We start from the raw sequence: 11,224 nt of genomic DNA, 5'->3' as shown, positions 1-11,224 counted from the left end.
CGTCCGCCTCCTTCGAACAAGGAGATGATCTGAAATGATCTAACAACCACTCATCCTTGACCAAGCCCATACAAGTAGGCCGCGGCTTCTCCGTATCCCTCCGCCGGCTCTGGAATGCTGGATCGCGCGCTCCAGTGCGCAGTTGCGCACAAGGCGGGCGATGACACCTGCGAGGATGGCAAACGCGTACCCCAAGCTCGTCACTGCAAGCTCAGCGAAGCAATCCAGAGTCTTTCCGCGAGCGAATATCTGGATTGCTTCGCTGCGCTCGCAATGACGGAGCGAGATCGTTATGCTGGTGCCCACACAAGCGTTGAGGAAGAACCCATGCAATACCGCCAGCTCGGCCGCAGTGGCCTGAAGGTTTCGCCGATCTGCCTCGGCACGATGATGTTCGGCGGTCCCACGAATGAAGCGGATTCTGCAAAAATCATCGCGAAGGCGCGCGAGGCCGGCATCAACTTCATCGACACGGCGGACGCGTATTCCAAGGGCGGCTCGGAAGAGGTGGTCGGTCGCGCAATCGCCGACAACCGTCACGCCTGGGTGCTCGCCACAAAGCTTGCCAATCCCATGGGCGATGATCCCAATCGCAGCGGGCTGTCGCGGCGCTGGGTGTTGCAGGCGGCCGATGAAAGCCTGAAGCGCCTCGGCACCGATTTCATCGACATCTACTATCTGCACAAGGAAGACCACGCGACGTCGCTGGAGGAGACGGTGCGCGCCATCGGCGACCTGATCCGCGTCGGCAAGGTGCGCTATTTCGGCGTCTCGAACTATCGCGCCTGGCGCGTCGCCGAGATCTGCAACATCTGCGACCGGCTCGGCATCGACCGGCCCGTGGTGAGCCAGCCCTACTATAACGCGATGAACCGCATGCCGGAGGTCGAGCACTTCCCGGCCTGCGGCCATTACGGCCTCGGCATCGTGCCCTACAGCCCGCTGGCGCGCGGCGTGCTCACCGGCAAGTACAGCCCGGACGCGCCGCCCGACAAGGAGACGCGCGCGGGCCGCAACGACACCCGCATGATGCAGACCGAGTGGCGCCCCGAGTCGCTCAAGCTCGCTCAGGAGATCAAGCAACATGCGGAGAAGAAGGGCATCACCGCGGGCCAGTTCGCGGTCGCCTGGGTGCTCAACTCCGCCTTCGTCACCTCTGTCATCGCCGGCCCCCGCACCGAGGCGCACTGGGACGACTACATCCGCGCACTCGACTATCGCTTCACCGCGGAGGACGAAGCGTTGATCGACGCTCTGGTGACGTCGGGCCATCCCTCGACCCCGGGCTATAACGACCCGGCCTACCCGATCGAAGGCCGCCGTGCGCGGACAGCGTGACGGGAGTAACCATGGCGCACCAGGACCGCTACGGGCTTCCGATCTCCACCTCATCCGATGCGGCGGCGAGCGCCTATCGCGAGGGCGTCGACCTCATGCTCGCGGGCTGGACCGGCACTGCGGAGGCGCTGGAGCGCGCGATCGTATCTGATCCTGATTTCGCGCTCGCGTACATCGCGCGCGCCCGCGTGCATTCCTTCTATCAGCAGGGCGAGCTCGCCCGGACAAAAGCGGGCCTCGCGCGGGAGCTGGTGGCAAAGCGCGGCACGGCGCGCGAACGCTCGCATGTCGAGGCGCTGGCGCTCGCGGCCGAAGGGCGGATGCCCGAAGCGCTGGCCGCGACCTTGAAGCATGTCGAGGCCTGGCCGCGCGATGCGGTGGTGCTGGCGCTGCCGCTCGGCGCATTCGGCCTGTTCGCCTTTTCCGGCATGGCCGATCATGACCGCGCGCGGCAGGATCTCTGCACAAGCGTCGCGCATCACTATGGCGAGGACTGGTGGTTCCTCACGCTCTACGGCTGGGCGATCACCGAGAACGGCGACGTCGTACGCGGCCGCACCATCACCGAGCGGGGCTTTGGTCTGAAACGCGAGAACGCGCACGGCGCCCACGCCGTGCTGCATGCGATGTTCGAGGACGGCTCGATCGACGAGGCGGACCGTCTCGTCGACGAATGGATCGGCGGCTATGACCGTTCCGGAATCCTGCACGGCCATATCCGCTGGCACCAGGCGCTTGGCGCGCTCGAGCACGGCCATGCGGCGCGCGCGCTTGCGATCTATGCCGACGTGCTGCAACCGTCGATGACGCAGGCGCCGCCGCTCAACGTGATCACCGACGGCGCCTCGCTGTTGTGGCGCCTGTCGGCCTATGGCCACGCCGTGCCCAAAGAGCTCTGGGCCGAGGCTGACGCCACCGCGCAAAAACTGTTTCCGAAATCGAGCATCCCCTTTGCCGACGTCCACATGGCGCTGCTCGCGGCCGCCACGCAGGATCGCGAAGCACTCGCCACGCGGCTTGCCGTCATCGAGCAGCGGTTGGCCGACGGCAAGCTGCCTGCGGGCCCCGTAGTGCCCGCGATCTGCCGCGCGATGACGGCCTTCGCCGACGAGGATTTTGCGGGGTGCGTGCGCGAGCTCACGCCGGTTCTCAATCAGGTCGTGCGGATCGGCGGCAGCCATGCCCAGCGCGAGCTGATCGAGGACACTTTTGTCGTCGCCTTGATGCGCAGCGGCGAGCTCGGGCGCGCCCGCGCCATGCTCGATGCCCGGCTGCACCGCCGTCCCTCGTTGCGCGATGCGCGCTGGCAGGCGGCACTTCAGTGAGATGCCCCGATCAGGCGGCGCCGAGCCGCTGCCGTGCGCTGTCGGTGGCGTCGGTGATGGCACCGGAGGCGCCGGCCTTGCCGAGGCCGAACGGAGGCATGCCGCTGTAAATTGCCTCATAGTCGCCGGCGTGGACCCTGTAGGTCTCGTGCCAGATGCCGACGTCGCCGCGGCTGTCCTTCAGGCGCCGGTTGAAATCGACCCAGGCCGGCCAGTGCTGCGCGTCGTGCGCCCTGGCGTAGCGCTCCAGATGATCAAAGCTCCTCCAATACTGCACCATATTGAGAAGGCCGAGCTCGGTATGGCCGAGGAAGCCGACCTCCTTTGAGGCCTTCTCCAGCTCCTTGATCATCCTGGGCATGGCGAGCGCGACCGGCAGCCATTTGTGGAGCGCCCACGGCTTGTTGACGCGCATGCCGATCAGAAACACGACGAAATCGCCTTCGATCCGGCCGGCGACCCGGCTCGGGATGACCTTGGCCATGCGAAGCCTCCCCGTAGATTTCCGGAAAGACTGCCGGAGGGCGGTGACGGCGACAAGCTTGCCACGAAAAAAACATGACCCTGACGGCAAGTGCGCACGGGGACGGGGTTGAGGCGGTTTTCGCAAATCGCCGGCGGGTGGCACGGTGGTATTGCAGACGGGCATGCATTGCACAACAAACGGGATCGCAACCAATTGGTGGTTCGATGTTTGATGCACGGAACTTTTCCGTTTCCACCACGCGCCATGCGAGTCCCATGATGCGCTGCTTCCGACCGGTTCTGGCCGCGAGCCTGATCGCTCTCGCAACTCCTTGTTTTGCCGGGTCTTCCGTTCCCATCAGGGTCGACAACCGGGCCGAGCCGCAAAACTCCTTCATCGACCTATTGGCGCTGATGTCGGGACAGTGCAAGACCTTGCGCATCGCGGGTCGCGAGTTCGCCTGCAAGACGGTGGCCTACGCCCATGGTGACAAGGGCCGGGTCAATTTCGCTGTCGCGGTCGACGACCCCGCCGACGAAAACCACGTCGTCTCATTCTCGGGCGAGAACGGCAAGCGCGCCGACGACAATTCCTACGAGCTGCCGATCGACCGCATGCTGCTCAATTCCAAGGATCGGCCCAGGGTCGACGGCCTGCCGGTGCCGGCCGAGCAGACCTCCACCGGCGTCTGCCGCCAGACCGGCAATTTCGCGGCAAAGCAGGTCTCGAACATCACCTGTACCGCGACGGACAATGAGGGCCGCAGGTATGAGCTGCTGTTCGTCTCCGACGGCACGCCGGTGAGCGTGCGCCGCGTCCGGCAATCCGCACCGTCGATCCAGGATCCGTTCAAGTAAGCGCGCCGGCCGCCCGGTTCACCTCTTCCGGCTTGCCGGCAGGTGAAGATCATTTCGGCCGCGGCGCCGCCGACGGCCTCTTTGCATAGATCTGCTCGATCTCCGCGGCGAAGCGATGCTCCAGCGCGGGGCGCTTGTTCTTCAGCGTCGGCGTCAGCAACCCCGCTGCGATCGTCCACGGCTCCAGCGACCACGACACCGCACGCGGCGTCGCATAGGCCGGATAGTCCTTCACGGCCGTGGCGATCCGTGCGAGCAGAGCAGCGCGCTCCCCGCCCTCGCCCTGCTTGCCGAGCCCAGCGAGCCTCCGTTGCTCCTGCTCCCACGCCTTGGCGTTGAGCACCACCAGCGCAGTGAGGAACGGCCGCTGCTCGCCAACCACGAAGGCCTGCTCGAACAGCGGATCGGCGAGGATCGCGGTTTCGAGATCGACCGGCGCGATCTTCTCTCCGGTGGAGGTGACGAGAATGTCCTTGATGCGCCCGGTGATGGTGATGCGGCCGTGCTCGATGCGCGCCTGGTCGCCGGTGTGCAGCCAGCCGTCGGCCTCCTTGACGCAGCGCGTCTCCTCCTCCCTGTGCCAATAGCCCAGCATCACGCTCGGGCCGCGGACGAGCAATTCGTCCTTCTCGCCGAGCTTGACCTCGATGCCGTCGAGGACATGGCCGACCGAGCGCGGGTCGTTGTCGTCGGCGGTGTTGACGGAGACGACCGGCGAGGTCTCGGTCATGCCATAACCTTGCAGGACGTCGAGCCCAAGAGAGAGGAAGAGACGGATGACCGGTTCCGCGATCGGCGCGCCGCCCGAGACGGCGACGCGCAGACGGCCGCCGAACTGCGCCAATACCTTGTCGGCGACCAGGCGCTTCAGGATCGGCCAGGACAGGCGGTCAAACAGCGAAAGCGCGCGCCTGCTCTGCCGCGCGTCAAAGCACCGGCCGCCGACGGCGAGCGCGAGATCGAGCAGCGCACGCTCGACGCGGCCGGCCGCTTCGCGATGCTGCATGATCAGCGCAAAAATGCGCTCATAGATTCGCGGCACCGAGATCAGCACCGTGGGCTGCACATGCTTCAAGTCCTGCGAGAGCTGCGGCACCGAACGCGCATAGGCGACGCAGGCGCCCGCCGCGATCGGATAGTAGTAACCGCCGGTGCGCTCGAACGTGTGCGAGAGCGGCAGGAAAGAGAGAAAGACATCGTCCGGCTCGGCGGCGATGCGCTGCGCGATCGCCTTCACATTCGCAACGACGTTGTCGTGCGACAGCATCACCCCCTTCGGCCGTCCGGTGGTACCCGAGGTGTAGACAATGGCGGCGAGATCGTCCGCTTGGACGACCACGTCGACAATCGCGGGACCGCCAGCGTTCGAAGAGAGCCAGCGATCAAGCGCGACGACGCGGGCGTCAGTCGGCGCTGCCTCCGACATACTCGCGCAAACCACGCGCCCGAGATCCGGAACCGGCTGCCCGGTCGCGACGATCGCCTGCCAGCGCTCCAGCGTATCCACGAACAGCAGGCGCGCGCCGGAATCGGCGAGGATGTAGGCGATACTGTCGGGGTTGTCGACGGCATGCATCGGCACCGGCGCGAGACCACGCGACAACGCGGCCTGGTCCATTGCGATATGCGCAATGCCGTTGGGCACCAGGATCGCAACCCGCTCGCCGGCGGCAAATCCTTCGGCGGCGAGGGCCCGGCGCCAGCGCTCGATCTCGGCATCGATCTGCTGCCAGGAATAGCTCGCCCAGCGTCCGGCCGTCACATCGTACTGCCGATAGGCTTCCCGGCCCGGCGTCAGCGCAACGCGCCAGCGCAATAGCTGCGGCAACGTCATCACCTCCGCCAGCGCGCGCGGGCGATCTTGAGTGTGAGCGGTGAGGTCTGCCATAGAATCATCCCGCAGTGCCGTCGCCAATGTAGAGATCGACAGCGATCCCGGCCAGTCGGCGCGACCTTGATCCTCGGCAATGCCGGCGTTTACCCCTTCACCTTGCAGGTGACGGGGCCGTTGTCGAGCATGAGCTGGTTGCCGCCGAGGTCGGTCACGATCTGCCCGGCATAGATGCCCCTGGCCTTGTCGCGCTGCGCCGAGATCACCACCCGCACCCGGCTCTTGTCCGACTCGTCCATGGCGACGACCAGGAGATTGTCGTCGCGGAAGCTGAACAGCGTGACTTTCGACGGGTAGTCGAAATCGATCGGCGGCAGGCCGCCCTGCTTTTTCGGCACCTCAAACGTCAGCTCCTGGTCCTGCGGGTAGGAACAGGTGATCGACTTCGCAGCCGCCGCACCCGCATGCAGGATGAACAGCGAGGCAATGCAGAGGATGGCGGCGCGCTTCATGATAAAACTCTTGACGTGAATCTTGTGCATCTGTCGCGCCGGGCGGCCAACACGTTCAGGCGTTAACCGCGAAAGAATCGACTGGTGCGTGACCTACTCACCAACAACCAGTGTCATGCCCCGCGAAGGCGGGGCATCCAGTACGCCGCGCCTTATCTGTATCCCTGCGCCGCTTCTGGAATACTGGATCGCCCGGTCAAGCCGGGCGATGACACCAAGAGTGTGGTACGCGCGTGACACAAGTTCGCAACGACGTCGAAGATGGTGTGACGCAGCACTTCAAGCTTTGCGGCGATTCTGCGCCGGCAAAGCACCGATCAAGGTCGGGCAAGGCGGCACTTTGTCGCCGGAACGCGCGAGCGAGCCATCCCGTTATCTCCGCACACATCAATCGGAGTGAATGACGGAATGAAGAGTTTCTTTGTGGCGATAGCTGTTGCTGCTGCGGCGCTCGCAACCTCATCCGCGGCAAACGCCGCCGGCAAGGGCACGGCCAAAACCGCGCATGTGCAGGCCGGCCAACCGACCGACATCAGCGCGCAGGGCCGGCATCATCACTGGCACGGCCCGCGCCATCATCATTGGCGGCCTCACGGCTACTATCGCCCGCATTATCGCAGCTACGGCTATTCTCCGCGGCCGCATGGCTACCACGGCCGGCCCCACGGCTATTATGGCGGCCATCGCTGGTGAGAAGAAAAGCCCGCAGCGATGCGGGCTTTTTTGTTGGGGAGTCTGCATCGACGCTTTCAGACCAGCAGCAGCGGCCGGCTTGACGTCGCCACGTGGCGGATCAACTCCATGTCCTCGCCCGAAATCTCGAACAGGCCGAGACGCAGCTTGTAGCCCCAGTTCGGATTGTCGCGCGCAAAGGCGAGGCTTTCAAGCAGCGGCCGGATCGGCACCTCGGCGGCGTCACCCCACGTGACGTCGCGGCGGAACGGATGGAAGCCACCGCCCATATCAGCCTGGTAGGGCACGCCCGGCTTGACCACGCCGATCGCGGTGAAGGCCTGGAGCCGATCCTTGCCGCCAAAGGTTACGGTCGGCGAATAATAGGCGATGTGATCGCCCGGCGAGATCCGCCGCAGGGGTCCGCCCTTGCCGTGGCAGACCTGCATGAAGCCGTGCGCACGCCCGATCCGGACGTGCTGGGCCGAGGCGACGGCGATCCAGTGTTTCATGTAAGGTCCTCCGACAGAGGTCCACCTTTTAGCAGCAGCCGTGTCAGATTCTGGCAGCAGCCATTCGACGCACGGTTTGACCAAGCCGAACACTCCGGCCGCAGACACACTTAACGTCTTAGTTGCAATTACTTACGTAGACTAATGACGAGAGTCGGCCGCTGGCCGAGCCTATCGTGGAAATGCGCCGATGAGTTTGGTCCGACCGATGTCAGAGCTTCCTTCGCCGTCTGAGCACTCATCCGCAAATCGCTCGAAGCACGGGGTCAGCCTGCGATGGAAAATCCTGGCTGGCAACCTGATGACGGGCCTCCTCGCCGTGGCCTTCGCCGTTTCGGTCGCCTGGGATGGATGGCGCGATCTGCGCAAGCGAGAAGCGGCCGCGCGTACGCTTACCGCATTCGAACTGGTGATGAAGGCCAACAGCCTGATTCCGGCCGAGCGTACCGCTTGGTTTGCGGTTACAGGCCCGACGGCCGAGGCGGCGACGTCCGAAAAATTGTCAGCCTTGGACAAAGTTGTTGCCGGCACCGACGCTGCCATCAGCGCCGCCAAGAAGGCCGTTGGCGCGGCGGATCTTCCGGTCGCATCGATTGAGGCAGCCGAGCTTGCCTTGCAACAGACCCGCAGTGCTGGGCGCCAGACGGCGGTCACGGCCAAGGCGCAGCGTCCACCCAACGGCCAGACGGCGATCGTGGATGGGCTTGCGCGCGCCGTCGACTCCCTCACCGCCGCGACCGGCGAAGTCCTGATCAACCTGTCGCGCACAGGCAGCGACATAGAAAACCTGTTGCCGTCGGCGCAGCTCGCGCAAAGCGCACAGGCCATGCGCACCACCAATGGTGCGCGCACGGCGATCCTCGGCCTCTTCGTCCGCAATCAGCCCTTGTCTGCCGCCCAGAACGTCGACGTCACCGAATTGACCGGTCAGGTCGCGCTGCTCTGGCGGCAGATCGAGCAGGGCGTCAGCAATGCCGGCAGCGCGCCGGAGCTCGTTCGCTCGATCGACCAGGTGCGCGCCAAGCTCATGACCGAAGGCGAGCCACGGTTTCGCGAGGTCGCCGCGGCCGCGCGCGATGGCCGCCCCTCTCCGGCCAGTGAAGCCGAGTGGCCCGGCTGGATCGCCGGCACCCTGAACAGCGTGCTGGGCCTGCGCGATGCCGCCTTGGACTTTGCGCACAAGGCCAATGACGCTGCGATCGCTCAGGCGCAGATGCGGCTGAGCTGGGCTCTCGCGGCACTGTTCGTCGTGCTCGCCGCCTCGATCGCCGTGGTTTTCGTAGCGATGCGCCACGTGATCCGGCCACTGGCGCGGCTGACCGGGGCGACGCTGCGGCTTGCCGACCGGGAGCTCAGCGTCGAAATCCCGGACGGACATCGCAAGGACGAGATCGGCACCATGGCCAACGCGCTGCAGATCTTCAAGGACGCGCTGATCGCGAAGAAACTCGCGGATGAAGCGGCTGCACGCGAGGCCGAGGCGCAGATCGAGCGCGGCCGGCGGGCCGACGCCATCACCCGCGATTTCGAGGCCGTGATCGGTGAGATCGTCAGCACGGTGTCGTCCGCGGCGACCGAGCTCGAGGCTTCCGCCGGCACGCTGACGGCGACGGCCAACCGCTCGCAGAAGCTCACCACTGCGGTCGCGGTGGCCTCCGATGAAGCTTCCGTCAACGTGAACTCGGTGGCCACCGCCACCGAAGAGCTCACCTCGTCGGTCACCGAGATAAGCCGCCAGGTTCAGGAATCCGCGCGCAGGGCGAGTGAAGCGGTCGAGCAGGCACACAACACCAACAAGCGCGTCGGAGAGTTGTTGCTTGCGGCAAACCGGATCGGCGATGTGGTCGAGTTGATCAACTCGATCGCGAGCCAGACCAATCTTCTGGCGCTGAACGCGACTATTGAAGCCGCGCGCGCTGGCGAAGCCGGCCGCGGCTTCGCGGTGGTCGCGGCGGAGGTGAAGGCGCTGGCGCAGCAAACCGCGAAAGCGACCGAGGAAATCCACCAGCAGATCCTGGGCGTCCAGACGGCGACGAAGGAGTCGGTCGGCGCCATTGGGGAGATCAGCGACACCATCGCGCAATTGTCGGAAATCTCCTCGGCGATCGCCGCCGCCGTCGAAGAGCAAGGCGCGGCTACGCAGGAAATTGCTCGCAACGTCCAGCAGGCGGCGCTCGGCACCGAGCAGGTATCCACAAATATCGCCGACGTGCGCGACGGCGCGAGCCAGACCGACTCGGCTTCATCGCAGGTGCTGTCAGCCGCCCAGCTACTGGCCCGCGACTCCAGCCGTCTGAAGCTCGAGGTCGGTAATTTCCTGGAATCGGTGCGCACAGCCTAGCTTGAACGGCAACCGCGGACAGCCCCCTGCGGGGAGGGTTAACCAGGCCGTAGCGCCTGCACTTCATTTCATCGCTTTGGTCTTACCTGACACGCCCCGCAGGATAACCCCGGCCGTCTCCCGTCCGCTCGCCAGCGCCGCCTCGACCGTGCCCATGTCACGGCCGCGGTAGAGGGCTTCACCGGAAAAATAGACGGGCGTGCCATCCGCGCTTGCGAGGATCGATTGCGCCACGCGCGTTTGCGGCGTGGCCCAGGAATAGGCGCCGCGCGCGAAGGGATCGTGCGCCCAGTTGAGCGCCCGCGCCGCGACGAGCTCTTTCGCGAGATCGCCCGGTGACAGGCCGAAGATGCCGGCAAGCGACGCAAGACCAGCCTGGATCAGCTCCGGCTCGGTGAGTCCCACAAGGCCTTTCGTCTGCGGACCTCCGAACCAGCCGGTGAGCACGGGATGCTCGGCCGGATGCTGCGTCCACCATACCGGGATTTTCTCATTCGAGAGCAGGAAGGTCAGGTCAGCAAGGTCGGCCTGCCGCTCGAGCCACCAGCGCCGCTCGAATCGCAGCAGGATTTTGATGACGTTGCCGAAGCCGATATCCGCGGCCGCCGCAGCTCTCTGGCGGGTAGCGCTCGGCAGCGCGATCTCCCTGAGCAGAGGCAACGGCACGGTAAGGACCGCAACATCGCCATGATGTACCTCGCCGCTGCCGCAACGAACGACCACGCCGCCATCGCACTCCTCGATTGCTGATACGGCGGAGTCAAAGTGGATGGCGACGCCATGGGTGCGGCACTCGGCCTCGAGAAAATCGATAAGAGGGCCATAGCCGCCGACGGGACGCGCCTGCATATGCCGCCCGCCATCCATCCATTCGTCGCGCAGCGCCAGCGTGCTGGCACGCGCGGGATCGGCGGCGTCGTAACCTTCGACCATCCGCTCGACGGACTGCCGCAACGACTCGTATTGGGCATCGGCAAAATAGCGACGCAGAAATTCGGAGACGGTCAGGTCGTCCTTCAATTCCCTGACCACCTGGTGAAGCTCGGCCTCGTGCGGATCGTGGCGCGCTTCGCGCGAGAATTTTCCGCCTTCAAAGCTCCATTGCGTCCCTTCGATCGCCTCGAGCGAAAGCCCCGCCTCGGCAAGCAAAGCCCGCGTGACCGGCCCTTCGCCATGGACGAACTCGGCGCCGCCGGCCGCGTCGTATCCAAACTCCGCGGCAGGAAGCGGATGGATCCGCCCGCCACACCTCGCGCGCGCTTCCAGGATCGTCACGCGCCGGCCGGCACGGGCGATCTCGCGCGCCGCCATCAGACCGGCCGCACCGGCACCGACGATCACGATCTGCTCCGACTTGTCCGACATGCCCT

Annotated in this window: 10 protein-coding genes; 5 read left to right on the top strand and 5 right to left on the bottom strand. The window is 65.5% G+C overall.

The genetic code is table 11. The features are described from left to right. The first annotated feature begins 327 nt into the window (after positions 1 to 327). Complete coding sequence (locus SO140_RS40275) at positions 328 to 1,338, top strand: aldo/keto reductase (RefSeq protein ID WP_474803810.1); 1,011 nt, start codon at positions 328 to 330, stop codon at positions 1,336 to 1,338. Positions 1,339 to 1,349: 11 nt separating this feature from the next. Further along, positions 1,350 to 2,663, top strand: a complete 1,314-nt coding sequence (locus SO140_RS40270) for a tetratricopeptide repeat protein (protein WP_474803813.1) — start codon at positions 1,350 to 1,352, stop codon at positions 2,661 to 2,663. A 10-nt stretch (positions 2,664 to 2,673) separates the two neighbouring features. Here the strand turns inward: SO140_RS40270 and SO140_RS40265 are convergent, their stop codons facing one another. Further along, positions 2,674 to 3,147: a DUF4188 domain-containing protein gene (locus SO140_RS40265; protein ID WP_449381346.1), complete on the bottom strand. Its 474-nt coding sequence runs from the start codon at positions 3,145 to 3,147 to the stop codon at positions 2,674 to 2,676. A gap of 260 nt (positions 3,148 to 3,407) precedes the next feature. On the opposite strand from SO140_RS40265, the gene SO140_RS40260 reads away from it, so the two are divergent. Further along, the gene (locus SO140_RS40260) at positions 3,408 to 3,986 is read left to right on the top strand and encodes a hypothetical protein (RefSeq protein ID WP_449381378.1); all 579 of its coding nucleotides are present in this window, start codon (positions 3,408 to 3,410) and stop codon (positions 3,984 to 3,986) included. A gap of 49 nt (positions 3,987 to 4,035) precedes the next feature. Here the strand turns inward: SO140_RS40260 and SO140_RS40255 are convergent, their stop codons facing one another. Then, a complete protein-coding gene (locus SO140_RS40255; RefSeq protein ID WP_474803817.1) occupies positions 4,036 to 5,874 on the bottom strand; it encodes an AMP-dependent synthetase/ligase in 1,839 nt (612 codons plus the stop codon). A gap of 89 nt (positions 5,875 to 5,963) precedes the next feature. Beyond that, positions 5,964 to 6,329, bottom strand: coding sequence for a hypothetical protein (locus SO140_RS40250; protein WP_474803820.1), 366 nt, complete (start codon positions 6,327 to 6,329; stop codon positions 5,964 to 5,966). Positions 6,330 to 6,737: 408 nt separating this feature from the next. Here SO140_RS40250 and SO140_RS40245 point away from each other — a divergent pair, with 408 nt between their 5' ends. Then, positions 6,738 to 7,022, top strand: coding sequence for a hypothetical protein (locus tag SO140_RS40245; RefSeq protein WP_474803823.1), 285 nt, complete (start codon positions 6,738 to 6,740; stop codon positions 7,020 to 7,022). A 56-nt stretch (positions 7,023 to 7,078) separates the two neighbouring features. On the opposite strand, the gene SO140_RS40240 is transcribed toward SO140_RS40245, so the two are convergent. Then, positions 7,079 to 7,513, bottom strand: coding sequence for an EVE domain-containing protein (locus SO140_RS40240; RefSeq protein ID WP_474803826.1), 435 nt, complete (start codon positions 7,511 to 7,513; stop codon positions 7,079 to 7,081). A 301-nt stretch (positions 7,514 to 7,814) separates the two neighbouring features. On the opposite strand from SO140_RS40240, the gene SO140_RS40235 reads away from it, so the two are divergent. Then, positions 7,815 to 9,854 (top strand): methyl-accepting chemotaxis protein, encoded by a 2,040-nt coding sequence (locus SO140_RS40235; protein ID WP_474803829.1) that lies wholly within the window; start codon positions 7,815 to 7,817, stop codon positions 9,852 to 9,854. 63 nt (positions 9,855 to 9,917) lie between these two features. Here SO140_RS40235 and SO140_RS40230 read toward each other — a convergent pair whose 3' ends face one another. Then, a complete protein-coding gene (locus SO140_RS40230) occupies positions 9,918 to 11,219 on the bottom strand; it encodes a flavin monoamine oxidase family protein (RefSeq protein ID WP_498543911.1) in 1,302 nt (433 codons plus the stop codon). Positions 11,220 to 11,224: the final 5 nt, after the last annotated feature.

Source organism: Bradyrhizobium sp. UFLA05-108 (assembly GCF_059803455.1).
The sequence above is the reverse complement of the archived record's forward strand: the minus strand, read 5'-3'. Positions and strand labels throughout refer to the sequence as shown.